The 25,553-nt window shown below is 57.1% G+C and carries 23 protein-coding genes; 14 read left to right on the forward strand and 9 right to left on the reverse strand.

Features of this window, described 5'->3' with window-relative positions; all coding sequences use genetic code 11:
* The 3 genes from B195_RS03230 to B195_RS03240 all read left to right on the forward strand — a co-directional run bounded on the left by B195_RS03230 (position 1) and on the right by B195_RS03240 (position 3,909).
* Positions 1–3,165, forward strand: coding sequence for a CusA/CzcA family heavy metal efflux RND transporter (locus tag B195_RS03230; protein ID WP_003444052.1), 3,165 nt, complete (start codon positions 1–3; stop codon positions 3,163–3,165).
* 140 nt (positions 3,166–3,305) lie between these two features.
* Positions 3,306–3,503 (forward strand): co-regulatory protein PtrA N-terminal domain-containing protein, encoded by a 198-nt coding sequence (locus B195_RS03235; RefSeq protein WP_003444050.1) that lies wholly within the window; start codon positions 3,306–3,308, stop codon positions 3,501–3,503.
* Between the two features lie 79 nt (positions 3,504–3,582).
* On the forward strand, positions 3,583–3,909 hold the full coding sequence (locus tag B195_RS03240) for a DUF2790 domain-containing protein (protein ID WP_083912792.1): 327 nt from the start codon (positions 3,583–3,585) through the stop codon (positions 3,907–3,909).
* A 359-nt stretch (positions 3,910–4,268) separates the two neighbouring features.
* On the opposite strand, the gene B195_RS03245 is transcribed toward B195_RS03240, so the two are convergent.
* The gene (locus B195_RS03245) at positions 4,269–5,594 is read right to left on the reverse strand and encodes an OprD family porin (RefSeq protein ID WP_003444046.1); all 1,326 of its coding nucleotides are present in this window, start codon (positions 5,592–5,594) and stop codon (positions 4,269–4,271) included.
* A gap of 303 nt (positions 5,595–5,897) precedes the next feature.
* On the opposite strand from B195_RS03245, the gene B195_RS03250 reads away from it, so the two are divergent.
* A protein-coding gene (locus B195_RS03250; protein ID WP_085994787.1) for an IS3 family transposase occupies positions 5,898–7,060 on the forward strand; the annotation gives its coding sequence in 2 pieces (ribosomal slippage) (positions 5,898–6,153 and positions 6,153–7,060; 1,164 coding nt in all).
* A gap of 568 nt (positions 7,061–7,628) precedes the next feature.
* On the opposite strand, the gene B195_RS03255 is transcribed toward B195_RS03250, so the two are convergent.
* Positions 7,629–8,711, reverse strand: a complete 1,083-nt coding sequence (locus B195_RS03255) for an endonuclease/exonuclease/phosphatase family protein (RefSeq protein ID WP_003444041.1) — start codon at positions 8,709–8,711, stop codon at positions 7,629–7,631.
* An 88-nt stretch (positions 8,712–8,799) separates the two neighbouring features.
* Positions 8,800–9,459: a YciC family protein gene (locus B195_RS03260; protein ID WP_003444039.1), complete on the reverse strand. Its 660-nt coding sequence runs from the start codon at positions 9,457–9,459 to the stop codon at positions 8,800–8,802.
* A 204-nt stretch (positions 9,460–9,663) separates the two neighbouring features.
* Here B195_RS03260 and B195_RS03265 point away from each other — a divergent pair, with 204 nt between their 5' ends.
* From B195_RS03265 to B195_RS03280, 4 genes are all read left to right on the forward strand, one after another.
* Positions 9,664–10,140 (forward strand): NYN domain-containing protein, encoded by a 477-nt coding sequence (locus B195_RS03265; protein ID WP_003444036.1) that lies wholly within the window; start codon positions 9,664–9,666, stop codon positions 10,138–10,140.
* Between the two features lie 28 nt (positions 10,141–10,168).
* Positions 10,169–10,780 carry a PolC-type DNA polymerase III gene (locus B195_RS03270; protein ID WP_003444033.1) on the forward strand — a complete coding sequence of 204 codons (612 nt, stop codon included), beginning with the start codon at positions 10,169–10,171 and terminating at the stop codon, positions 10,778–10,780.
* 162 nt (positions 10,781–10,942) lie between these two features.
* Entirely contained in the window at positions 10,943–11,833 is an 891-nt protein-coding gene (gene yedA / locus B195_RS03275) for a drug/metabolite exporter YedA (RefSeq protein ID WP_003444031.1), read from the forward strand.
* Between the two features lie 67 nt (positions 11,834–11,900).
* Positions 11,901–13,238 carry a DEAD/DEAH box helicase gene (locus B195_RS03280; protein WP_003444029.1) on the forward strand — a complete coding sequence of 446 codons (1,338 nt, stop codon included), beginning with the start codon at positions 11,901–11,903 and terminating at the stop codon, positions 13,236–13,238.
* 65 nt (positions 13,239–13,303) lie between these two features.
* On the opposite strand, the gene B195_RS03285 is transcribed toward B195_RS03280, so the two are convergent.
* Both B195_RS03285 and B195_RS03290 read right to left on the reverse strand, forming a co-directional pair.
* On the reverse strand, positions 13,304–14,539 hold the full coding sequence (locus B195_RS03285) for a TIGR03862 family flavoprotein (RefSeq protein ID WP_003444027.1): 1,236 nt from the start codon (positions 14,537–14,539) through the stop codon (positions 13,304–13,306).
* Between the two features lie 301 nt (positions 14,540–14,840).
* Complete coding sequence (locus B195_RS03290) at positions 14,841–15,761, reverse strand: histone deacetylase (RefSeq protein WP_003444025.1); 921 nt, start codon at positions 15,759–15,761, stop codon at positions 14,841–14,843.
* A gap of 89 nt (positions 15,762–15,850) precedes the next feature.
* On the opposite strand from B195_RS03290, the gene B195_RS03295 reads away from it, so the two are divergent.
* The 3 genes from B195_RS03295 (at position 15,851) to B195_RS03305 (ending at position 17,963) form a co-directional block, all read left to right on the forward strand.
* Positions 15,851–16,420, forward strand: a complete 570-nt coding sequence (locus tag B195_RS03295) for a GNAT family N-acetyltransferase (protein WP_003444023.1) — start codon at positions 15,851–15,853, stop codon at positions 16,418–16,420.
* Between the two features lie 86 nt (positions 16,421–16,506).
* A complete protein-coding gene (gene tesB, locus B195_RS03300; RefSeq protein ID WP_003444021.1) occupies positions 16,507–17,376 on the forward strand; it encodes an acyl-CoA thioesterase II in 870 nt (289 codons plus the stop codon).
* Complete coding sequence (locus B195_RS03305; RefSeq protein ID WP_003444020.1) at positions 17,373–17,963, forward strand: HAD family hydrolase; 591 nt, start codon at positions 17,373–17,375, stop codon at positions 17,961–17,963. Before tesB ends, B195_RS03305 begins: the two co-directional genes overlap by 4 nt.
* Before the next feature lie 528 nt (positions 17,964–18,491).
* Here B195_RS03305 and B195_RS03315 read toward each other — a convergent pair.
* Positions 18,492–19,493: an alpha/beta fold hydrolase gene (locus tag B195_RS03315; RefSeq protein WP_003444014.1), complete on the reverse strand. Its 1,002-nt coding sequence runs from the start codon at positions 19,491–19,493 to the stop codon at positions 18,492–18,494.
* Positions 19,494–20,384, reverse strand: coding sequence for a neutral zinc metallopeptidase (locus B195_RS03320; protein WP_003444013.1), 891 nt, complete (start codon positions 20,382–20,384; stop codon positions 19,494–19,496).
* Positions 20,385–20,637: 253 nt separating this feature from the next.
* Here B195_RS03320 and pcaQ point away from each other — a divergent pair, with 253 nt between their 5' ends.
* The 3 genes from pcaQ to pcaG all read left to right on the forward strand — a co-directional run bounded on the left by pcaQ (position 20,638) and on the right by pcaG (position 23,049).
* Positions 20,638–21,567: a pca operon transcription factor PcaQ gene (pcaQ, locus tag B195_RS03325; protein ID WP_003444011.1), complete on the forward strand. Its 930-nt coding sequence runs from the start codon at positions 20,638–20,640 to the stop codon at positions 21,565–21,567.
* Between the two features lie 146 nt (positions 21,568–21,713).
* On the forward strand, positions 21,714–22,433 hold the full coding sequence (gene pcaH, locus B195_RS03330) for a protocatechuate 3,4-dioxygenase subunit beta (protein WP_003444009.1): 720 nt from the start codon (positions 21,714–21,716) through the stop codon (positions 22,431–22,433).
* Between the two features lie 10 nt (positions 22,434–22,443).
* Entirely contained in the window at positions 22,444–23,049 is a 606-nt protein-coding gene (pcaG, locus tag B195_RS03335) for a protocatechuate 3,4-dioxygenase subunit alpha (protein ID WP_003444007.1), read from the forward strand.
* Positions 23,050–23,115: 66 nt separating this feature from the next.
* On the opposite strand, the gene B195_RS03340 is transcribed toward pcaG, so the two are convergent.
* Both B195_RS03340 and B195_RS03345 read right to left on the reverse strand, forming a co-directional pair.
* Complete coding sequence (locus B195_RS03340) at positions 23,116–24,000, reverse strand: DMT family transporter (RefSeq protein WP_029612181.1); 885 nt, start codon at positions 23,998–24,000, stop codon at positions 23,116–23,118.
* A 45-nt stretch (positions 24,001–24,045) separates the two neighbouring features.
* Positions 24,046–25,374, reverse strand: a complete 1,329-nt coding sequence (locus B195_RS03345) for an MFS transporter (RefSeq protein WP_003444003.1) — start codon at positions 25,372–25,374, stop codon at positions 24,046–24,048.
* Between the last annotated feature and the right edge of the window lie 179 nt (positions 25,375–25,553).

Consider the following 25,553-nt stretch of genomic DNA (forward strand, 5'->3'; position numbering starts at 1 on the left):
ATGTTCGAACGCCTAATCCAATTTGCCATCGAGCAACGCATAATCGTCCTGCTCGCGGTTCTCCTCATGGCCGGACTCGGCATTGCTAGCTACCAGAAGCTGCCGATCGACGCCGTGCCCGACATCACCAACGTCCAGGTGCAAATCAATACTGGTGCCGCAGGTTTCTCGCCACTGGAGACTGAGCAGCGCATCACTTTCCCTATTGAAACCGCCATGGCAGGTCTGCCGGCACTTGAGCAGACGCGTTCACTCTCACGCTCGGGGCTTTCACAAGTTACGGTGATTTTCAAGGAAGGCACCGACCTATTCTTCGCCCGGCAATTGGTCAATGAACGATTGCAGATGGCAAAGGAACAATTGCCCGAAGGCGTGGAAGCTGTCATGGGGCCGATTTCTACCGGTTTGGGTGAGATTTTTCTGTGGACTGTCGAGGCCCAAGAAGACGCCGTAAAAGAGGATGGTAGTCCCTATACGCCGACCGACCTGAGGGTAATCCAAGATTGGATTATTAAACCTCAGCTGCGCAACGTTCCTGGGGTCGCCGAAATTAACACCATTGGCGGATTCGCCAAGGAATACCAGATTGCTCCGGATCCAAAACGCTTGGCCGCTTACAAGCTGACCCTGACAGACATTGTGACCGCGCTGGAAAGCAACAATGCTAACGTAGGAGCCGGCTACATTGAGCGCAGTGGCGAACAACTACTGATTCGTGCCCCTGGCCAAGTGGCGACCACCGACGACATCGCCAATATCGTGATCGCCAACGTCGATGGCACCCCTATACGTATTAAAAATGTGGCGACCGTGGATATTGGGCGTGAAATGCGTACCGGTGCGGCGACCGAAAACGGTCGTGAAGTGGTACTCGGCACGGTGTTCATGCTGATAGGCGAGAACAGCCGTACCGTCTCTCAGGCCGTTGCAGTCAAGCTAGAGCAAATCAACCGTTCACTGCCCAAAGGGGTGGTTGCGATCACTGTTTACGACCGTACTAACTTGGTAGACAAGGCTATTGCCACGGTCAAGAAGAATCTGATTGAAGGTGCAATCCTAGTAATCGCGATTTTGTTCCTATTCCTAGGCAATATTCGCGCAGCACTGATCACTGCCATGGTCATTCCTCTAGCCATGCTCTTTACCTTCACAGGCATGTTCACCAACAAAGTCAGCGCCAACCTGATGAGCCTGGGGGCTCTGGACTTCGGTATTATCGTCGACGGTGCAGTGGTTATTGTCGAAAATGCTATACGGCGCCTCGCCAATGCGCAGCACCATCACGGGCGCCTCCTCACTCGCTCCGAGCGCTTTCACGAAGTGTTTGCAGCAGCCAAGGAAGCCCGTCGACCACTGATTTTCGGGCAGTTGATCATCATGGTCGTTTATCTACCTATTTTTGCCCTGACCGGTGTCGAAGGGAAAATGTTCCACCCCATGGCGTTCACCGTCGTGATCGCCTTGCTAGGCGCGATGCTGCTGTCCGTAACCTTTGTTCCTGCGGCAATTGCCATGTTCGTGACGGGCAAAGTCAAGGAAGAAGAGAACGTGATAATGCGAGGAGCGCGACGGGCTTATGCCCCCGCGCTGGATTGGGTCATGAGTCATCGATCGCTGGCATTTGCCATGGCATTAGGTGTCATCGCTGCGAGTGGCGTGGTCGCCAGTCGAATGGGCAGTGAGTTTGTACCTAGTCTCAGCGAAGGCGATTTTGCACTGCAAGCATTACGAGTACCCGGTACAAGTCTGACGCAATCGGTGGAAATGCAGCAGCGCCTGGAAAAGCTTGTGCTGGAAAAAGTGCCTGAAGTCGAACGGATGTTTGCTCGAACCGGTACTGCAGAGATTGCTTCCGATCCAATGCCGCCGAACATCTCTGATAGTTATGTGATGCTCAAGCCGAAGGATCAATGGCCTGATCCAAGCAAGTCCCGGGAGACGTTGACAGAAGAGATCCAGAAAGCAGCGGCTGCTATGCCCGGTAGCAACTATGAGCTTTCCCAGCCTATCCAACTACGTTTCAACGAGTTGATTTCAGGCGTGCGAAGTGATGTGGCGGTCAAGGTCTTCGGTGATGACATGGCAGTGCTTAACAGTACCGCTGCGAAAATTGCCGCGTCAATGCAGGGGGTCGATGGCGCCTCCGAGGTCAAAGTCGAACAGACAACGGGGCTACCTGTACTGACCATAAACATAGACCGCGACAAAGCCGCACGTTACGGTCTGAACGTTGGAGACGTTCAAGACACCATTGCGGTGGCTGTCGGTGGCCGCCAGGCCGGGACGATGTATGAGGGAGATCGCCGCTTCGACATAGTGGTGCGTTTATCCGACGCCATGCGTAAGGACGTTGAGGGGTTGTCCACACTGCTGATTCCAGTCCCGGCGCTGCTCAATGGCAATGCCGATCAGATCGGTTTTATTGCCCTTTCAGAAGTGGCGACCCTCGATCTTGTACTTGGCCCGAATCAGATCAGTCGTGAGAACGGTAAGCGTCTGGTCATTGTCAGCGCGAATGTACGTGGACGGGATATCGGCTCATTCGTTAAGGAGGCTAGCATCGCCATTGATCAACAGGTAGAGATTCCGGCCGGTTATTGGGCTACCTGGGGTGGGCAGTTTGAACAACTTCAATCAGCTGCCAAACGCTTGCAGATAGTTGTCCCTGTGGCTCTGCTCTTGGTATTCACTCTGCTGTTCATGATGTTTAACAATCTCAAAGACGGCATGCTGGTATTCACCGGGATTCCATTCGCATTGACGGGTGGTGTTATGGCTTTGTGGCTACGTGATATCCCGCTGTCGATCTCGGCGGGTGTTGGTTTCATTGCATTGTCGGGTGTGGCAGTGCTGAACGGTCTGGTGATGATTGCTTTTATCCGCAACCTTCGAGAAGAGGGACATTCGTTGAGTTCTGCGATCAATGAAGGAGCGCTGACGCGGTTGCGCCCAGTATTAATGACAGCTTTGGTGGCATCCCTTGGCTTTATCCCCATGGCTCTAGCTACTGGAACAGGCGCGGAAGTCCAGCGGCCCCTAGCTACCGTTGTGATCGGCGGAATACTGTCCTCAACTGCGTTGACCCTACTGATACTTCCTGCGTTATATCACTGGGCACACCGTAAAGATGAAGAAGCAGACAGCGAAAAACAAGAAATAGTATAGCAGTTTGTTTTTAAAGCCCGCTGCTGATCCTCATTAGCGGGCTATTTATATCAATGATGACGGATATGTAATCTTAGTGCCACCGTATTGATAGCTTCGTATTGATACTCTAATACCAGTATTTAATATGAGGTGTCGAAATGAAAATCGCACAAATTTACGCTCTTGTAGGAGCATTGATTCTTTCTTCCACTGCATTGGCTGAGGGTGGTGGAGACCGGACTATTGCTAGAGCTACTCAAGCTACCGAGCAGGCTATGGAGAAGTTTTTAGCCAAAGAGCTGAAAAAAACTCCTCCGAAAATGTCAGGCGGTGAGAAGGGCCCGATTAGTAAGTAAATGTAGTGGTGCTACACATAAGCCCCGCCCCGCCCCGATTCCGGTTGCGGGGTTTTTATTGACATGTGAGGTGCAAAAAGTGAAGACTATTAATTATGTTATTTTTATTGTGGTCGCTGCGATCTCTTCAAACGTATTTGCTAAAGATAGTGACAAGGTTTTTGAAAAAAGAATGAGTGCCAACTCCGTAGCTATGGAGCAGTATGCGATTAGGCATGGAAAAAAAATTCCCGTAGCTAAGCAATATAAATATGGAATGAAATTAGATGTTGTGAATGTAGTTAGCATGGTACGACCAGCGGAAGGGTGCGGGGTGATGCCCGCAGCTATGACATACGAAGACTCTGAAGGAGTACTGAATACAGTCAGATACACAGTGGCCGGAACATGCCGTAAAGGTGGTTAGCCTCTACGCTCTTGGCATAGGGGGTCATATTTTTGACGTGCGTCATAAGACATAAAATGTGGGGGGTGTTTACTGCAGGCATAAAAAAGACGCCCCGAAGGGCGTCTTAAAATACATCGTATTTAGATGAGTAATCTAAAAGTGGATGCGGAGCTTCAACTTGACAGCAGTGAGTTCCAGGTTTTTGCAAGGGTGTTACTTACCTGTAGCAGTCTAGCCAGATGCGCTAGCAGATTGCTATGAACTCCAGTTTACTATAGGTGACTTAAGCTAACAGGAAGATGATTGAAAAATTACATTTTTGAAATTTTCCAGCTAAAACGGAACGTTCGTCTAGGACGATTCATCCTGCGCAGATCTTAAAGAATAGCTAATGGATACTCAATAATCACACGAACCTCATCCAGATCCGACTCAAATGTGGTTGCGCGAGTATTAGCTTGCCGTAGGCGGAAAGACATATCTTTCAAGGTACCTGTCTGAACGACATATTTTACTTCGATGTCACGCTCCCAACGTTTCTGGTCAGTAAGTGGGTTTCCATCCGCATCGCGTCTCATGTACGTCGTATTGGCGTTAGAGTAATCAGCATCAGTGCCACGACCGTAACGCGTCATAAACGACAAGCCAGGCACACCATACGATGTCATGTCGAGGTCGTAGCGAACCATCCAAGAGCGTTCTTTAGGTGAGTTAAAATCACTGTACTGAATTGAGTTATCAAGAAAGATTGAGTCCGACTGACGCAGGTAATCGAAGTCGTTATTTCCATTATTTCGCTGATGGGATAGTGCAAGTGTGTGCGCGCCATACTTCACGCCTACTTTACCGCTCCATATGTTATTGTCGAAATCGCCAAGTAATTTTTTTCCTTCATCGACAGCCTTATAATAGTTAAGGCCTCCGAATACGGAAAGCTCATTTGATAATGAGTAGTTTAGCACGGTGCCAGCATAGTATTGATTCCATGCGTCCTTGAGGCGACTGGAGTAAAGACTAAGGGTGACGTTTTTGTTCAAGTTATAATCGCCACCAAAGTAGCCTACCCAAGGCGAGTTAACAGGCCCGGCATAGAAGGTCGCAAAGTTGTCGCGCATGTTGCTCGAAGCTGGCTGGCTCATGGCATGTAGGCGACCGCCCTGAACGGTCAAGCCTTCAATGCTAGTATTTGTTGCTGTGACACCAGTGAAACTTTCCGGTAGTAGTCTTGAGTCGCCAGCAGCCACAACTGGGGTGGATGGGAATACGTCACCGACTTTTACTACGGTGTCAAAGGCGCGAATTTTTGCAGCACCTCCCACTTTTGTGTATTCGTCCCTTGCTTCTCCGTTGCTATTGACTGGAAGGACATCAAATGTACTACGGCCGCCATTACGGCCGCCACCCGTGTCGAGTTTTATTCCAATCATAGCAAACGCATCCACTCCGACACCGATTGTGCCCTGGGTAAATCCAGACTCGAATTTAGTAATAATCGCGTTTGCCCATGCTTCGGAATATCCATTGCCTGTAGGGCTTGACTCACCATTACGATGTTCGCGATTGAAGTAGTAGTTGCGGTTAAGGACGGTAAGACTACTATCCTCTATAAAACCGCCGTTTTTTTCTTCCGCACTCACCATGGGCGGCACAGAGCTGACAATCATTGCCATAGCGGCTATCGAAAATTTTGTATTGTTAATCATTAATCACTCCTTCGGTTCGGCAGAACTAGAAAGCTCTTCGGCTGGAATTGTTGTTTGAAGGAAGCTGGTCGCGCCTCCTGTATCATCGCCGAGTTGTATCGTTGCAATCTGTAGATAACGGGGGCATGATTGAGAAATTACAATTTTGTAATATTCGGCGGCTTTCTTGAAGTGTTCACGCGCGTACCGTGCGATCAACCGTTTACGGTTCTGAGTTTTTACAATGCTAGTTGCTACACTGTAGTGGTCTAATGATTCCGGACACCCATTTAGGCGAGAATGTTCGCCAGAACGAGGTGTCAGATGACCAAACAACGCCGTACCTTTTCCGCTGAATTCAAACGCGAGGCTGCTGACCTCGTACTCAAGCAAAATTACAGCTTCATCGAAGCCAGCCGCTCACTCGGCATTGGCGAGTCGGCTCTGCGCCGTTGGGTTGGCCAGCTTCAGCAGGAGCGCGGCGGAGTCACTCCGACCAGTAAAGCGCTGACGCCCGAGCAGCAAAAAATCCAAGAGTTAGAAGCTCGAATCAACCGGCTGGAACGGGAAAAATCTATATTAAAAAAGGCCACCGCGCTCTTGATGGCCGAGGAACACGAGCGTTCGCGTTAATCGATCAACTGCGGGCTCAAGAGCCTGTTGATCTGTTGTGCTCGGTATTTGAAGTAACCCGATCCTGCTACTACACGTACTGCCGAAAACGTCGATTTCCAGATGCCGAGCGGGTGGTTTTGCGCAGCCGTGTGAACGAGCTATTTACCCAAAGTCGAAGCGCTGCGGGCAGCCGAAGCATCATGTTGATGATGAAAGAGGACGGTATACAAATCGGGCGGTTCAAAGTACGTAAGTTGATGCGGGAGATGAACTTGATCAGCAAGCAGCCGGGCTCCCATGCCTACAAAAAGGCTACCGTGGAACGACCTGATATTCCGAACGTGCTTGATCGAGGGTTCACCGTTGCATCTCCAAACAAGGTCTGGTGCGGTGACATTACGTACGTCTGGGCTGAAGGCCGATGGCAATATCTGGCAGCCGTTATAGACCTTTGTGCCCGCCGTGTTGTGGGTTGGGCATTCTCATCCAAGCCCGACGCTGACTTGGTAATCAAGGCGTTGGATATGGCTTACGAGCAGCGTGGCAGGCCGAAAAACGTATTGTTTCACGGCGACCAGGGCAGCCAATACGGCAGCCGAAGTTTCCGCCAGAGACTCTGGCGATACCGCTTCACACAGAGCATGAGTCGACGCGGCAACTGCCATGATAATGCGCCCATGGAACGGCTATTTCGCAGCCTAAAAACTGAATGGATACCGGCAGCGGGCTACATGAGCGCCGCGCAAGCACAACGGGATATCAGCCGGTTCCTGATGGAACGGTATAACTGGCGGCGACCGCATCAATTCAACGAGGGCCTAGCGCCTGCCGTTGCCGAGGAAAAACTTAACGCAGTGTCCGGGATCAGTTGACCACTACAATATTCTCGGAGAAGCTCTTGCGTTTGTTCAGAGACATGCTCTGTTCCTTAATAGCGAGGCGAGCAAAATAAGCTTGTACTTATGATAGCGTAATGCGATCAGTCCAAGAAGTGTCCGGATGAACTTCGGCTTAACGAACTCTCGTGTAGCAGTGGGGATGGGGGGCGCGCGTTATGCATGCTTAGCTGGGAGGAGCATGGGAGCTGCCGCGGGATGATCGAAAAGCCTGTCAACCTTTGAGGCGCATGTGAGGCGAATGTCAACGAGCTCTGTCAATCTGCTGTCGCGAGAGAGAAGGTTTTGTCAATTTTGCGTGGTTAGATTGACAGTCAAGGTGCGTCAACCTACTTTCTGCTGAACTCATGTTTTTCTTGGGGGCTACCGTGTCAATGTATAGAACTGAATTGCGATGCCGGTAACTACTGGCCCGACGATCCGTTGGTGGCCGAACCGACAGCCCGGATCAAACCGCGTAAACCTTGAAGCTCGACCCCTGACCCCATAGACGCGAGCTGTTGTCTTTAAAAGCTCGCTCCTACAGATGCAGATATAGGGGCGCTCAATCAATCGGTAACAGAAGCCGTCCCAGCACCGGCAGGTGGTCGGAAATGGTCAGGGTATCTTCCTGGCGCACATAGCCTTCGATGCGTTGCAGTTTCGGGCTGTAGAACAGGTAGTCCAGGGTGCGGTCAGGGGCTTCGGCACGCGGGTCGTTGGGGAAATGGGTCAGCCACAGTTCACGGTCGATGCCGGTGGCTTCAGGGTTGCTGGGGATCATCGGGTACTTTTCCCACAGCAAGTGCAATTCACTGTCCGGCGAATAACCCGCTCGCAGTTCGGCGGGCAGGCGCAAAAACTGGCCAATCGGCAACAGGTTGAAATCACCGCCAATCAGCCAGGGCGTGCCCTGGCTTTCGAATTTGTCGAGCAACACACCGGTGGCCTGCATTTGAAGGAGCAGGTTGCTGTTGTCCAGGGTCGGGGCATCGAACTGGGTGTTGATGGCAACAATTTGCCCGCCGTCGTTAAGCGGCAGGTAGTTAACCAGCAGCGCAGGTTTTGGCTGGAACTGACGGCTGATGATATTGGCTTCGGCCACGGGCAATTGCAGGCGCTCGGCGTGTTCGATCTGGTAACGGCTGAGGGTGACCAGTTTGCGCCCGACACTCCCCAGAATATGCCAGTCGGGGACGAAGTCAGCCTTCCAGGTAAAGGCCTGGGTGCTGCAGGGGTATAGATCGACCAGGCGCTCCTGCAGCAGCGCGAGCTGGTCTTGATAGTCACTGGCCTTGGCGTTTTCATCGAGCTCTTGCAGCAGTACCAGATCGGGCTGCTCATCGCGTATCACCCGCGACACTTCATCCAGGCTGAAAGCCATGTCTTCACGGGTCGGGCGCAGGTCCGGACCGCTGCCATCAACCAGGTTGTACCAGAACACATAACGTTTGCCTGCCAGGTACTGGACATTCCAGGTCATAACCTTGAGCGCCTGCCCCGGTACCAGCACCGGGGCTGTGGCCGGGCAGACGAGTGCCAGCACCTCTTTGGCATCGGGTCGCCACGTAACGCTGTAAATCAGACTCGCCAGCGCGGCTGCAAGCAGCAGCAAACCTGACAGGATGGGGCGTAATAAACGTGGCATGGGCTCGGCTTAAGACGTAGCGGGAATTGCCGAGGATACCGGACAGCAGTCCGGCACCCAAGGAGAGGTATATAGCGAATCGTCCCTCTTACTTGTCGGATGGTTCGCCGATGAGCATAAACAAGCGATACAGCACGACTGACAAAAACAGCTGCAAAAAGCTGTTGGCACTTTCCAGGGCCAGAGCGAGCAACGGGTTATCGTCCTTTTGGAACAGCGAGAAGCTCAGCTCCTTGAGCATCATCAACGGCCCGAGTACCGCCAGCAAGCAGACAAAAATCCGCCAGAAGTGCCCGCGGCTCATGGCGAAGCTCGATTTCAGGGCGGCCAGTGGTGGATCTCCGCGCAATACCAGGCGGTATTCGGCAAACGCAAACACCACGGTCAGAAAAATCCCGGGAACGAAAAACATCGATAGCCCGAGCACGATCAGCAATGTGCTGATGGCCGCGAGCAGGGCGAATCTGGGCCACAGCGTCAGTGCCTGGGCCAGCAGCTCACGATTGCGCGGGCTTTCGCCACGGCTGCGGGCGTCGAGAAACAGAATCAGCGCGCCGGTGTACAGCGGATACAGAAGCAAACCCACGAGCAGGCCATAGCCGGGCGATGGGTCGGGGCCCACGGCGTTATCCACCATGAGCTGCAGCACGGCCTCAAGGATCACCAGCGGCAAGCACAGCGTCACGATTTGTCCCAGATTGCGCTGGAAGAAGTACAGGGAGTCGCGAATAACAGTCAGCGGATTCATTGTCAGGTATCAGCAGTCAAAAGCGGTGCGTCACTTTAACCGATGCCAGGCGATGGAGAGCAAATGTAAACGTTCTTGTTACGACCCGCCCGGTGTTTGTGAGCACGCCGGGCGGTTTATCCGCGCAAGTCCTCGACAGGCTGGCATACTGCGGCCTTGTTTTTCAGCAGCTGCCCGATTGCCTGGGCACCATGGGGTTTGCCGGTGAAAAGAATTGCGGTCTTCGCAGATGTGCAGAACCTCTATTACACAGTTCGCCAGGCTTATGGCTGCCACTTCAATTACGCGGCGTTGTGGGCTGACATCAGTCAGCGCGGTGAAATCGTCGAGGCCTATGCCTATGCGATCGACCGGGGTGACAGCAAACAGCAGCAGTTTCAGCAGATCCTGCGCAACCTCGGTTTCACGGTAAAACTCAAACCCTACATCCAGCGCAGCGATGGCTCGGCCAAGGGCGACTGGGACGTGGGTATCACCATCGACATCATGGATGTTGCGGCCAATGTCGATGAGGTGGTGCTGGCTTCGGGTGACGGTGATTTCGATCTGCTGCTCGAACGCATTGCCAGCAAGCACGGGGTTGAAACCGTGGCTTATGGGGTGCCTGGCCTTACCGCCAATTCATTGATTCGTGCTGCTGGCCGTTATGTACCGATAGAAGGCAGCTTGCTGCTCAAGTAATTTCCATTTTTTACAGGATTGACCCGGTTTGGAACGCATCGCCGTAATTGACTTTGAAACCACAGGTATCTCCCCGAGCAGCAGCTGCCGGGCGACCGAAATTGCGGTGGTGATTCTTGAACAGGGGCGCATTGTCGAGCGTTACCAGAGCCTGATGAACGCGGGTGTGCGGGTGCCGGGCTTCATCGAGCAACTGACCGGCATCAGCAACGCCATGTTGCGCACGGCGCCATCTGCGCAGCAGGTGATGAACGAGGTCAACGAGTTCGTCGGCACCACGCCTTTGCTGGCCCACAACGCCGCGTTCGACCAAAAATTCTGGGATTTCGAGATGGGGCTCATCAAGCGCACCCGCTTGCAGAACTTTGCCTGCTCGTTGCTGCTGGCCCGGCGTTTGATGCCGGCGGCGCCCAATCACAAGCTGGGTACCCTCACCACCTTCGCCCAGTTGCCCCATACCGGCCAGGCTCACCGGGCCATGGCCGATGCCGAAATGGCAGCCAACCTCACGACCCATCTGGCTGAGCAACTGCGTCAAAAGCACGGCCTGCGAGAGTTGAGCCACGATCTGTTGCGCAGCCTGCAAAAAATTCCTGCCGCCAAAATCAACGAACACCTCAAGCGCTGTCGCGGGTTCTGAAGACCAGGGCCTGTGTAGGCGCGAGCTTGCTCGCGAGCCTTTAGCAGCGGCCCTGTCGCGGCCAAAAGTGTACGGCCACTTTTGGCCGGTTCTGTAACTTAATATTGCCCCTGGCTTTGGCTAAACTCCTCCATCCCCTGCCTTTGCCTTCGAGCTGCCTCCATGCCTGCCGCACGTCGTTTCCCGCTACAACTGATCGGTGCCTTTTTTGCGTTGTATGTGATTTGGGGTTCGACCTATCTGGTCATCCGTATCGGCATCGAGTCCTGGCCGCCGCTGATGATGGCCGGGGTCCGCTTTCTGGTGGCAGGCAGCTTGATGTACGGTTTCATGCGCTGGCGCGGGGCCCCCGCACCGACCTTCGTGCAGTGGCGCGCAGCCGGCATGATCGGTTTTCTGTTACTGGCGTGCGGCAACGGCGGGGTGACGCTGGCCGAACACTCCGGGGTCGCCTCGGGTGTCGCGGCGCTGGCCGTGGCCACCGTGCCGTTGTTTACGTTGCTGTTCGGCTATTTCTGGGGCGCCCGCAATACCCGTCTGGAATGGGCCGGGATTGCCCTGGGACTGATCGGTATCGGCATGCTCAACCTGGGTTCCAACCTGCAGGCCAGCCCGATAGGCGCCGCGATGATTTTGTTTGCCGCCGCCGCCTGGGCATTCGGTTCGGTGTGGAGCCGGCACTTGCCGCTGCCGGCCGGGCCCATGGCCAGTGCCGCCGAAATGCTGGTGGCGGGCGCCGTGCTCTTGATTGGCAGCCTGTTGAGTGGCGAGCGCATGACCCAGATGCCCACTGCCGCAGGCTGGGGCGCATTGCTCTATCTGGTGTTCTTCGGTTCGATCATTGCCTTCAGTGCCTACATGTACCTGCTGAAAAACGTACGCCCGGCGGCGGCCACCAGTTACGCCTACGTCAACCCGGCCGTGGCGGTGATGCTGGGCATCGCATTCGCCGGCGAGACCATAGGTTTCGAGGAGTGCCTGGCGATGGCGGTCATCATCAGCGCCGTGGTGTTGATCGGTTTGCCGCAGTGGCGCAAGCAGAAACCGGTCTGAATTAGGGTAAACTGCGCGCCATTGCAACTTATGCACCCCTGCGCTGACCTTTTTCGACGGTATCCCCATGACATTCGCCACCCTTGGCCTGATCGAACCCTTGCTGCGCGCTCTTGAGACGCTCGGCTACAAGACCCCAACCCCGGTTCAGGCCCAAGCGATCCCCGCAGTGCTGGCTGGCCGCGACCTGATGGCCGCCGCCCAGACCGGCACCGGCAAAACGGGCGGTTTCGCCCTGCCGCTGCTGCAGTCGCTGACCATGGAAGGTCCGAAAGTTGCCAGTAACATGGTGCGCGCCCTGGTACTGGTGCCAACCCGCGAACTGGCCGAACAGGTTCACGAGAGCATCCGCCAGTACGCCGAGCATTTGCCGTTGAGCACCTATGCGGTCTACGGCGGCGTCAGCATCAACCCGCAAATGATGAAAATGCGCAAAGGGGTTGATGTCCTGGTGGCTACTCCGGGTCGTCTGCTCGATCTCTATCGGCAGAAGGCGATCAAGTTCACCCAGCTGCAAACCCTGATCCTCGATGAAGCGGATCGCATGCTCGACCTGGGCTTCTCCGAAGAGCTGCGGGATATCTACCGCGTATTGCCGAAAAAGCGCCAGACCCTGCTGTTTTCGGCGACCTTTTCTGATGCCATCCGCCTGTTGGCCGAGCAGATGCTCGACAACCCGCTGAGCATCGAAGTCAGCCCGCGCAACGTAGCGGCCAGCAGCGTCAAGCAATGGATCATTCCGGTCGACAAAAAGCGCAAGCCGGAGCTGTTCCTGCATTTGCTGCGCACCCAGCAATGGAAGCAAGTGCTGGTGTTTGCCAAGACCCGTAACGGTGTCGATGAACTGGTGGGCAAGCTGCAAGGTCTGGGCATCAACGCCGACGGCATTCATGGCGACAAGCCGCAGGCCACGCGTCAGCGTGCGCTGGACCGGTTCAAGGCCAGCGAAGTGCAAATCCTGGTCGCGACCGATGTTGCCGCCCGTGGTCTGGATATTGAAGACCTGCCGCTGGTGATCAACTTCGACATGCCGATCGTGGCCGAAGACTACATCCACCGCATTGGCCGCACTGGCCGTGCCGGTCAGAAGGGCGAAGCGATTTCGTTTGTCTGCGCCGATGAAGTGAACATGTTGTCGGCGATCGAGATGCTGACCCGTCAGACCTTGCCGCGCCATGAACAACAGGACTTCGAGCCGGAGCACCGCGTGCCCGAGACTGATGCAACCGGTCAGGTGATCAAAAAGCCGAAGAAGCCGAAAAAACCGAAAACCTCAGGCGGTGGCGGCAAGCGCAACCTGGGTAAATGGGTCGACAGCGGCGAAGCTGCACCGGTTGAACCTTCGGTCAAACCCGTGCGTAAAGTCCCTGTGTTCAATACCGGCCCGCGCAAGCGCAAGCCGTAAGCCAAACCTGCTTGTCCGCGACGTCATCGCGGGCAAGCTCGCTCTCGCTCTCGCTCTCGCAAGCGTCAGGCTTTGAGCCAGCTCAAAAGCCCCAACCCTGCGGCCCTGCCACTGGCAAAACAGCCTGTTAGCAAATAGCCGCCGGTGGGGGCTTCCCAATCGAGCATTTCCCCCGCGCAGAACACCCCCGGGATGGCTTTAAGCATCAGGTTTTCATCCATCGCTTCAAACCGCACGCCTCCCGCGCTGCTGATGGCTTCGTCCAGTGGACGGGTTTTTATCAGGTTCAGCGCCAACCCCTTGATTGCCTGAGCCAGCCTCTGCGGGTCGGCAAAGCACTCGGCCGGCGCCAATTCGCGCAGCAGCGCGGCTTTCACCCCGTCTATCCCCAGTTGACTGTGCAGATGCTTGCTCATGGAGCGCGAGCCGCGAGGTTTGGCCAGTGCTGCGGCAATTTTATCCACAGGCTTGCCCGGCAGCAGATCGATCAGGATGGTGGCCACCCCCTGTTGATTGATCGCCTCACGAATCGGCGCCGACCAGGCGTAAATCAGGCTGCCTTCAATGCCGCTGGCGGTAATCACGCACTCACCCAGACGCGGGGTGCTGTTTTGCAGGGCAATCGCGATGTTCTTCAGGGGGGCTCCGGCAAACTTGCTGCGCAGCACTTCACTCCAGCCCGCCACATCAAACCCGCAGTTGCTCGGCTGCAGCGGCGCCAGTTCCACCCCGCGCCCGGCCAGAAGCGGCATCCACGCCCCGTCCGAGCCCAGGCGAGCCCAACTGCCGCCGCCCAGCGCCAGTAACACCGCATCAGGCTTGAGTTGCTGCTCTCCTGTCGGGCTGTCGATCCTTAACTGGCCATCGGCATGCCAGCCCAGCCAGCGATGGCGGGTGTGGATAACTACCCCGGACTCGCGCAGACGCTTGAGCCAGGCGCGCAGCAATGGCGCGGCTTTCATATCGGTGGGAAAGACCCGGCCTGAACTGCCGACAAAGGTTTCGATGCCCAGGTCGTGAATCCACTGGCACAAGGCCGTAGCATCGAAGGCCCGCAGCAGCGGAGCCATTTGCGGGGCGCGCTCGGCGTAACGTGACAGGAATGCCGGGTAGGCTTCGGAATGGGTGATGTTCATGCCGCCGACACCGGCCAGCAGGAATTTGCGTCCGACCGAGGGCATGGCGTCATACAGATCGACCCGCACCCCGGCCTGGCTCAGCACTTCAGCGGCCATCAGGCCTGCGGGCCCACCGCCGATAATGGCGACGTGGCGGGAAGGGGAGGTGGTGGGCTCTGTCATGGCGGGGCTGCAAATCGGCGAAATAAGTCGCGCATTCTACCTGACTAATGTCCATATGCCCTGCAAGACCGCTGCCCCTGCAGGGGTTGGGTTGGCCTTGTGGGCGCTGGCTTGCCAGCGATGCCATCGATGCCAGGATAGAGCCAATTGTGTCGCCTGCATGGCTGGCAAGCCGGCGCCCACAGAAGATGGATGTTGTCTGTATGAAAAACATACAGCTCTCTGCAGCCCATAGACTACGTGGCCTGCAAGAGCTTTCACTCAGGTTATCCACAGGCAGTTCCACAGGCATTGTGGGTAATTAGTAGCAGCCGGAAGACAGCCAGACCTTTTGTGCACTGTGGTGCAGGATCCCGTGGCGTCGGGCCAGGGCTTTGCGATCTTTGCTGTAACCGCCGCCTATAACACCGACGACTGGAATATCCCGTCCCAGGCAGTGGCGCATCACGCTCTCATCGCGGGCGGCGACGCCGGCATCGGTCAGCTTCAAATAGCCCAGGGCATCGTCCTTGTGCACATCGACACCGGCGTCGTACAGCACCAGATCGGGCTGATACAGCGCCAGCAGGTAATTGAGCGCGTCATCCACCACTTGCAGATATTCGGCATCCCCCATGCCCATGGGCAGGCCAATGTCCCAGTCGCTTTGTGCCTTGCGTGCCGGAAAATTCTTTTCGCAGTGCAGGGAAACGGTAATTGCATCCGGCGTATGTTCAAGAATCCGGGCCGTGCCATCGCCCTGGTGTACATCGCAATCGAAGATCAATACCCGGTTTACCCGGCCGCTTTCCAGTAGATAGCGGCTGATGACTGCCAGATCATTGAAGATGCAGAAGCCCGCAGGGTGGTCGTAGTGGGCGTGATGAGTGCCACCTGCCAGATGACAGGCCAGCCCGTGCTCAAGGGCCTGTTCGGCCGCCAGCAACGAGCCGCCGACCGCGCGGATGGTGCGGCGTGCCAGCGCTTCACTCCAGGGCAGGCCCAGGCGTCGCTGGTCCTCGCGGGCCAGTTCACCGGCCATGTAACGCTCGATGTAGGCGCGGTCATGGGCGAGGGCGAGGATATCCACAGGGCACAGTTCGGGGCGCAGCAAATCGGCGTCGCGGGTCAGCCCGGACTGGACCAGGTGATCGCGCAGCAGGCGGAACTTGTCCATCGGGAAGCGATGTTCCGCCGGGAACTCAGGGCTGTAGTCATCGTGGTAAATCAGAGGTAAAGGCATGGGATTTCGCACCGAACGAGCGTTTGATATTAACAGCGCTGTACACTGCGAGGTATTCGAAAAGCCCGGTAACAAATCGGAGATAACAGATGGAGCAGATTAAAGAGCTCGAAAGTGCCCGTTTGCGGTTACGCCCGTGGCGCGACACAGATTTGCCCGAGTTCGCTGCGATGTCTGCCGACCCTCAGGTGATGCGCTATTTTCCTGCGCCCTTGAGCCGTCTGGAAAGTGCCGCGCTGATAGGCCGGATTCGTGGTCACTTTGCCGAATACGGCTACGGATTGTGGGCGCTGGAGCGCAAGGATACCGGGGCCTTCATCGGTTTCACCGGGTTGTCCAATGTCAATTTTGCCGCACCTTTCACGCCGGCCGTGGAAATTGGCTGGCGCCTGGCCCCGGAACACTGGGGCCTGGGCTATGCCAGCGAGGCGGCCTGGGCGGCGCTGCGCTGCGCCTTTGACCGATTGGCACTGGATCAGGTGGTGTCATTTACCAGCCAGTTGAACCTGCCGTCGCAAAAGGTCATGCAGGCGATCGGCATGCAGCACGATCCGGACGGTGACTTTGAACATCCCCGGCTGCCTGAAGGGCATCCGCTAAGGTCACATGTGCTGTATCGCATTACGCGGGCACAGTGGCTGGAAACCCTGCACGGCTAGGCAGGCCGAGAGCGGCGAAAGCCAGAATTTTGTTGTCCGGCGTAGCCAAGGCTACCCCGGTATTGCTCTGTGTGAGGAGAATCCGAATGAGCCAAGTGTTGGAAGATCTGGTCAATTTACTGACCCTGGAACCGATCGAAGAGAACCTCTTTCGCGGTAGCAGTCAGGACTTGGGCTTTCGCCAGTTGTTCGGCGGTCAAGTGCTCGGACAATCGTTGTCGGCCATGAGCCAGACAGTCGAAGACGCGCGGCACGTGCACTCGATGCACGGCTACTTTTTGCGCCCGGGGGATGCCGGGTTGCCGGTGGTCTATCAGGTGGACCGGGTGCGCGATGGCGGCAGTTTCAGCACGCGCCGGGTGACCGCGATCCAGAAGGGTCAGCCGATTTTCACCTGTAGCGCTTCATTCCAGTACGACGAAGGCGGCTTTGAGCACCAGACTCCGATGCCCGATGTGGTGGGCCCGGAAAACCTGCCTTCGGAACTCGAAATGATTCGTCAGCGTGCGCATCTGATCCCCGAATCGATGCGTGAAAAGTTGCTGTGCGCCAAACCCATCGAATTTCGTCCGGTGGTGGGCGAAGACCCGTTCAACCCCAAGATCACCGACCCGATCAAGTACGTCTGGTTTCGTGCCGATGGCGCACTGGCTGACTCGCCGGCGCTGCACAAATACCTGCTGGCCTATGCCTCGGACTTCGGTTTGCTGACCACTTCGCTGCTGCCCCATGGCAAAGGCGTGTGGCAAAAGGACATGCAGGTAGCCAGCCTTGATCACGCGCTGTGGTTCCACCAGGACCTGCGTGCCGACGACTGGTTGCTGTACGCCATGGACAGCCCGTGGGCGGGAAATTCACGCGGGTTTTCCCGGGGTAGCGTCTTTAACCGCGCCGGCCAGCTGGTTGCGTCTGTCACACAAGAAGGTTTGATTCGTCATCGTAAGGACTGGGCATGACACTCAAGGAAGTAAAACACTGGGTTTTTGATATGGACGGTACTTTGACCGTCGCGGTGCATGACTTTGACGCGATTCGTCGGGCGCTGGACATCCCTGTGCAAGTGGATATTTTGACCCACCTCAACGGCTTGCCTGCCCACGAGGCGCAAGCCAAGCACGCATGGTTGCTGGAGCACGAGCGTGAACTGGCACTGGCCTCAACCCCGGCACCCGGGGCGGTAGAGTTGGTGCGCGAGCTGGCGGCCCGCGGTTGTCGCCTGGGAGTGCTGACCCGCAATGCCCGGGAGCTGGCGCATATCACCTTGGAGGCCATTGGTCTGGCCCCGCTTTTTGCGCCAGAGGATGTTCTGGGGCGCGACAATGCTGCGCACAAACCCGACCCCGACGGCCTGTTGCAACTGGCCCGGGCATGGGAGGTCGATCCGTCACAGATGGTGATGGTGGGGGATTATCGTTTTGACCTGGATTGTGGTCGTGCGGCGGGCAGTAAAACGGTACTGGTCAACGTGCCCGAAAATCCTTGGCCGGAACTGACCGACTGGCATGCCCGGGACTGTTTCGAACTGCGCAAGCTTATCGCCTGACCCTGTAGAAGCGAGCTCTTCGCGGTTTGGTTGAAAAGCTCGCGAGCAAGCTCGCTCCTACAGGTGCAATTGCAGCCTCCTGAATGGGGTGCTTTCCGGTCTGGACAGTGAGGGCTGCGATCTGCCGCATGTTTGCGCTGCACAACCCTTGTCTCGCGAGCTCTTCGTGGTTTGGTTGAAAAGCTCGCGAGCAAGCTCTTTGCTGCTTGAAAAGCTCGCGAGACAAGCTCGCTCCTACAGATGCAATTGCAGCCACTTGCATGTGGTGCTTTCCGGTCTGGACGGTGAGGGCTGGGATCTGCCGCATGTTTGCACTGCACAACCCCTGTAGGAGCGAGCTTGTCTCGCGAGCTCTTCGCGGCCGCGTTGAAAAGCTCGCGAGCAAGCTCGCTCCTACAGGTGCAATTGCAGCCTCCTGCATGGGGTGCCTTCCGGTCTGGAGGGTGAGGGCTGGGATCTGCCGCATGTTTGCACTGCACACCCCCTGTAGGAGCGAGCTTGTCTCGCGAGCTCTTTGCAGTTACAGGTTCATGGGGGGGAAGGTTGCTCGCCGAACAACACCTTTTGCCCCTCGGGGGAGGTGAACATCCGGTCGCCGTTGTGCCCGACCCCGGGCACTTCTATCAGTCGCTGATTGAGCCCCTGCGGATGGCGCTGGGTCAGATACTCGAAGTAATTCTTGCCCCGCACCAGCCTGAACGCGCCCTGGGCCTCGGCCTCGCAACCCTTGTCGAGGGCCGGGTGGTTGGGGTCGATGTCTTTGGCTCCGAGCAAGTAGGTAATGTCACGTCCGACATAGGCCTGTTCCAGTTGCTCGGGGCTTTCTCCCCGGGCGTAGGCTGGCAGGTGCTGGAGCCCGTATTTCCAGCTATTGAAACCCGGGCAACTGGCCGGATCGAAGGTGGGGATCGGTCGCTGCGCATTGAAATAGGCGTAGGACGAAGGGTTGGCAATCACATAGCGCAGCTTGATCCCCTGCTCCTGCAGCGCTTTGCCAGCCCGGGTTGTCAGTGCGTAGCGCTGCACCACTTGCGCGCCTCCCGAGTGTCCGGCGACCACTATCTCGCGCAGGGCCGGATAGCGTTTACCATCAGCAAGACGCTCCAGGATCTGATCCAGCGCCGCATAAGAACTGAGGGGCGCAGGACTTGTGGCGGGTGCGCCGGCCATCCAGTCATTGGCGTGCCAGCGCAATATATCGGCGGGCAGGCTATGGCGGGCAGTGTCGCTTTCATTCAAAAACTGTGGGGCGATGATCAGGGTTGTGGATAACTGTCCGGCCCGGGTCGCCGCCTGTTCAACGCTGTGCAGGTAGGTCTGGGCATTGCGCAAACGGCCATGGATCACAATCAGGGCCCGCTGCACCTGGGGGAGCGGCTGTTGCCAGTCCTGGCTCAAGCCCAGCGCCAGTTGTGCGGTGCCGATTTGCAGATGCTCGGGGCTCAGTTCCCTGACCCCCTGTTCTGCAGCCCGTGCCGCCGTGCAGACCAGCAGCAGCCCGAGCATCGAAACCATCAGGCGTGTGCCCATTTACAGCCTTGCTGCCGAAAAGGTGTCGCACTGGTTGATATCACCTTGGGCGAAACCGGTCTTGAACCACTTCACCCGTTGCGCCGACGTGCCGTGGGTAAAGGAGTCCGGCACTACACGGCCCTGGCTTTGTTGCTGCAGGCGATCGTCGCCGATGGCATTGGCGGCGTTCAGGGCTTGCTCGACATCCCCCGGCTCAAGCCAGTTCAGGCGCTTTTGCGCATGGTTGGCCCAAACCCCCGCCAGGCAGTCGGCTTGCAGTTCCTGGCGCACCAGCAATCCACCTGCACCCTCCATGCGCTGGCCTTGTTGACGGGCCATTTGCATTTTTGACGAGATACCCAGCAGGGTCTGCACGTGATGGCCTACCTCGTGGGCGATCACATAGGCCTGGGCGAAGTCGCCACCGGCCTTGAAGCGCTGGGACATTTCCTGGAAGAAACTCATGTCCAGGTAAACCTTTTGGTCCGCCGGGCAGTAAAACGGCCCGGTGGCTGCCGAAGCAAAACCGCAGGCTGAATTCACCTGGCCGCGAAACAGCACGAGGGTCGGGTCTTTATAGGTACGGCCGGCCTGTTGAAAAATCTGACGCCAGGTGTCCTCGGTATCGCCCAGCACCGCGCGCACGAAGTCGGCCTGTTGATCATTGGCCGGCGGCGCATGCCCGGCTTGCTGGGTGACCTGGGGCGAGGATTGCTCGCTGAGCTGGCCACTGAGTTGCCCAAGGATTTGCATCGGGTCCTGGCCGGTCAACAAGCCGAACCCGACAATCACCACCACCGCCATCAGGCTCAGGCCTTTGCCACCGCCAATGCGCATCCCGCCGCCCCCGGTGCTTTGATCGCGCACGTCTTCCACGTTGTCGCTGCGTCGGCCTTTTTTCCAAAGCATGGGGCAATCCTCTGATAAATCCTGTTGATAGTGTTGTTGCTGAGCCGGGGCTTCGCCAGACCGGTTGTCAGACGCCTTTCAAGAGCGCAAGGAGTATGGCAGTTACCGCGCCAGGCAAGGTAAAAGCAGGTGTCGGCACGGGTGACAGATTAGCCCGGCCCGGCAAAAAGACCGCCAGTGCCTGAATAGAGTTCCGGGCCCCGCGCTGAAGTGGTTGAATACCGCCTGTCCTCGCCCCGGAGTTGTCAGCCCTGTGAACATTGATACCCGCATCAAATACCGGCACCTGGTGTGCTTTCTGGAGATGGCACGTCAGGGCAGTCTGGCGCGGGCGGCGGATGTGCTGGCGGTGAGTCAGCCGGCCATGTCAAAAACCCTCAAGGAGCTGGAACAGCTACTGACGGTCAGCCTGTTTGTGCGCAGCAAAACCGGGGTCAGCCTGACCGAAGCCGGTGTGGCCTTCCTGCGCTATGCGACGCCCTCGGTGCAGGCCCTGCGCGAAGGGGTGAATGCCTTGCGCGGGGGCGAATATGCGGGCGGGACGGTACGCCTTGGCGTGTTGTCGACCGTTGAAAGCCTGCTGATACCCGAACTGGTGAGCCGCCTGCATGCGCGGCACTCGTCACTGGTGGTGAGTGTGGTGACGGGGCCGAGTGCCTACCTGTTATCGCAATTGCGGGTGGGAGATGTCGATCTGGTGGTGGGGCGGATGACAGATAGTCCGGAAATTCAGGGGATGAATTTTGAACATCTTTACAGCGAATCCATGACCCTGGTGGTGCGCGCCGGCCATCCGCTGACGCAATTGCCGCTGGATCGCAGTCGGCTGGAACACTATCCGCTGGTACTGCCGCTGGCCAATACCACCATCCGCGCCTTTGCCGACAGCCTGTTCGTACAGTGCGGTATCAGCCAGTCCCGTCAGCGTCTGGAAACCCTGTCGATTACCTTGAGCCGGCGTTATGTGCTGCATAACGATGCGGTCTGGATAGCGCCGCTGGACGCTGTGCGCCTGGATCTGGCGAGTGGTGAACTGCAAGAAGTCGACCTCGGCCAGCGCGAACCCGGGGGCTCGATCGGTATTTGCAGCAACGCCCATGTACCAATGTCGGTGGCGGCACAGGGCTGTGTCGAGGTGCTGCGGGAGCTGGGGCAGGCCTACTGCGAGGGTATTTATCCATAACCGTATGGTTATGGGTTGAGTCTGGCTTTTCAGTAGTCCTTGCCTGCCTGTTGTTTGAAAATGACCACTATCTGCCTGCCCCCCGCCCTGGCTTTTGTCGGAGCGAGGGAGGGGCCTGGCCTTTATAAAAACAACAGGAGATCGACATGTCTGATGCAGACAGCCGGCGTTTTGTCATCCGTGACCGCAACTGGCACCCCAAAGCCCTGACCCCCGATTACAAAACCTCCATTGCCCGTTCGCCGCGGCAGGCGCTGGTGAGCATCCCGCAATCGGTCAGTGAAACCAGTGGCCCTGACTTTTCCCACCTGCAACTGGGCAAGTTCGACAATGACCTGCTGTTGAACTTCAACAACGGCGGTTTGCCGGTGGGCGAGCGGATTCTGCTGGCGGGTCGGGTATGCGACCAGTATGGCAAGCCGATTCCCCACACGCTGGTCGAGCTCTGGCAAGCCAACGCCGGTGGCCGTTATCGCCACAAGAATGACCGTTATCTGGCACCCCTTGACCCCAATTTTGGTGGCGTGGGTCGTACCCTCACCGACAGTCAGGGCTACTACAGTTTCCGCACCGTAAAACCGGGGCCCTATCCTTGGCGTAACGGCCCCAATGACTGGCGCCCGGCGCATATCCACGTTTCCATCAGTGGCCCTTCCATAGCGACGCGCCTGATTACCCAGCTGTATTTCGAGGGTGATCCGTTGATCCCGATGTGCCCGATCGTCAAGTCGATTGCCAATCCTGACGCCGTGCAAAGCCTGATTGCGCGGCTGGACATGGGCGCGGCCAATCCAATGGATTGCCTGGCGTATCGCTTTGATATCGTGCTGCGCGGTCAGCGCAAGACTCACTTCGAAAACTGCTGAGGAGCCCGTCATGCCTATCGAACTGCTGCAGGAAACCCCATCGCAAACGGCTGGCCCTTATGTGCATATCGGTCTGGCACTGGCCGCGGCCGGCAACCCGGCACGGCCCGTGGAAATCTGGAGCGAAATGGCCAAGCCCGGCGCCCCGGGCGAGCACATCTTGCTGCTGGGCAACGTGCACGATGGTAATGGCCATCTGGTGCGCGACTCCTTTCTGGAGCTGTGGCAAGCCAACCATGAAGGGGTCTACGACGAAGACTTTGACTCGGAAAAGGCCTTCAACAGTTTCGGTCGTACCGCCACCACCTTTGATGCCGGTGAGTGGACGCTGAACACCATCAAACCGGGGGTGGTGAACAACGCAGCCGGCGTGCCCATGGCGCCGCACATCAACGTGTCGTTGTTTGCCCGGGGCATCAACATCCACCTGCAAACCCGCCTGTACTTCAGCGACGAGCCTGAAGCCAATGGCAAATGCCCGGTGCTCAACCTGATTGAGCAACCGCAACGTCGCGAAACCCTGATCGCCCGGCGCTGCGAAGTGGACGGCAAACCGGCCTACCGGTTTGATATCTACTTGCAGGGGCCAAACGAAACGGTGTTTTTCGACTTCTAAGGCCCGGTAAACAACACATTCCCTGCAGGAGCGAGCTCTTTAAAGCCCGCTCCTGCACAAGAGTGTTCAGGCCCGTGTGCGACGTTGCTGCAAGGCAGCTGCCAGACCGCTGATGCAGATAATAGCGATGCCGATACGGGTGGTGAAGTCTGGCGTGTGATCAAAAAGCAACCAGCCCAATATTCCGGAAAACACGATCTGGCAATAGCTGAATGGCGCCAGCAGTGCCGGGGCGGCGACTCGAAAAGACTGGGTCAACAGCAAGTGCGCGGTCATGCCGAACGCGCCCAGGGCAAGCATTTGCAGGCCGTGGGCCAGAGTCGGGGTATGCCAGAAGAACGGCACCAGCGCACTCATCACCAGCACATTGAATAACCCGGCAAAGAAATTACTGGTGGTGGGGCTGTCGTACAGGCTGAGTTTGCGGGTGAGAATCTGATAGCAGCTGAAGCACAGCGCTGCCGCCATCGGTAATAACACCGCGGGGGTGAACAGCTCACCGCCCGGATGAATAATGATCACCACCCCGATAAATCCGCAAACCACGGCCAGCCATTGGCCGAGTGAAACTTTCTCCCCCAGCAGGGGCCCGGACAATGCTGCCACCAGCAGCGGCGCCAGAAAGTTGACCGCGGTGTTTTCGGCCAGTGGGATATACAGCAGGCCGTAGGTGAAAAACAGCCCTGAACCCAGCAGGCATATCGCCCTTAGAACCTGAAGCAAAGGGCGCTTGCTGCGTAAGACCCGCAGCCCCGACTGCGGCAGGAAAATCCCCGCCATCAGCAGGGTGTGCACCAGATAACGGGCCCACACCACCATCACTACCGGGTAAAAGCCACTGAGGTATTTGGACAGTGCATCGTGACTGGAGAACAGGGCCGTGGCCGCCACGATCAGCAAGATGCCTTTCAAAGGCTGGTTAACCCCTGAAAGGGGGGTGGGCATTGTCATCGAATACCTCAAGGTGGTGCTGGGTGTGGAGGTCTGGCCCGCTCTTTATACTTGTGGGATTTTTCGCGGAGCCATGAAGTACATCCACACTAACGCAATGAAGTACATCGCCGGAATCATAGTGAACAACAATGTGTAATTGTTGTTGGTGACGGTCAGTACATAGCCGACGAACTGGGTCATGAACATGCCGCCGATGGCGGCACACATCCCGCCAAAGCCGAACACTGTGCCCATCATGTGTTTCGGCGTGTAGTCCATCACCATGCTCCACACGTTGGCCGTCCAGGCCTGGTGTGCGCCGAGTGCCAGGGCAATCGCGCCGACAGCCACCCACAGCTGGCTGGAGCCTGCGGCCATCACCACGCCAATGATGGCGATCGCACATAACAGCATCGACACCAGGCGCGCCTTGACCGCCGCCATGCCGCGCTTGATCAGCACCGAAGACAGAATCCCGCCACCGACGCTGCCGAAGTCAGCAGTGATGTAAATGATGATCAGCGGGATACCCATCTGCGTGACACTGATCCCCAGGTTGTATTGCTGGTTCAGGAAGGGCGGCAGCCAGTACAGGTAGAACCAGAACACCGGGGCCGTCATGGCGTAGGACAGGGCGAATGCCCAGGTGCCACGCATCTTGAGGATGGTTGCAAAAGAAACGGTGGTCTGTTCAGGCTCTTTTTCTTGCTGGATGTAGTTCAGTTCCTCTTTGGACACAGTCGGATGATCTTCAGGGTTGTAGTACTTCAACCCCCAGAAAATCAGCCAGATGCCACCCAGTGCGGCCATGCACAAAAAGGCGGCTTGCCAGCCCCATACATGCAATACCAGTGGCAGCATCATCGGGGTGAACATGGCGCCGACGTTGGTCCCGGCATTGAAAATGCCGCTGGCCACCGCCCGCTCGCTGGCCGGAAACCACAGGCGCGTGGTCTTGACGCAGGCCGGATAGTTGGCCGCTTCGGTCAAGCCGAGAATAAAGCGGCAGATCATGAAGCCGGCAGCCGAGGTGGCAAGGCCATGGGCGCCAGTGGCCAGGCTCCAGAGCAGCACTGCGCAGAAGAACACCCGCTTTACGCCCACCCGGTCAATCAGCCGGCCTTGCAGGACGAAGCCGATGGCGTAGCCCACCTGAAACCAGAAGTTGATGTTGGCGTAGTCCATCGCCGTCCAGCTCATTTCTTTGGCCAGAATCGGTTGCATCACACCCAGGGCGGCGCGGTCGATGAAGTTCAGGGTGGTGGCGAAAAACACCAGCGCGAGCATGCCCCAGCGGGTCTTGCCGATCGCCATGGTGCCGCGGATCTTGTCGCCGATACCCGCGTGTGGACCTTGGGCAGGCTTGGTACGTGCAGTCTGAGAAGGGACCATGGTTGTTTATCCGTTTCTTGGAATTGTTATGTGGTGAAGCTGGAGCAGCAGATTGATGGTGGCGACTGGACAAAAAGTCGTCAATTCGAGATAGGCCATAGTGTTCGATAATCGCCCGCAAAACTAACCGTTTAGTACACAGTGATTGCTCAATAATAGGGCGCCCTTAATAATCAGGC

This window comes from Pseudomonas sp. Lz4W, from assembly GCF_000346225.2.
In the GTDB taxonomy this organism is placed as follows: domain Bacteria; phylum Pseudomonadota; class Gammaproteobacteria; order Pseudomonadales; family Pseudomonadaceae; genus Aquipseudomonas; species Aquipseudomonas paraversuta.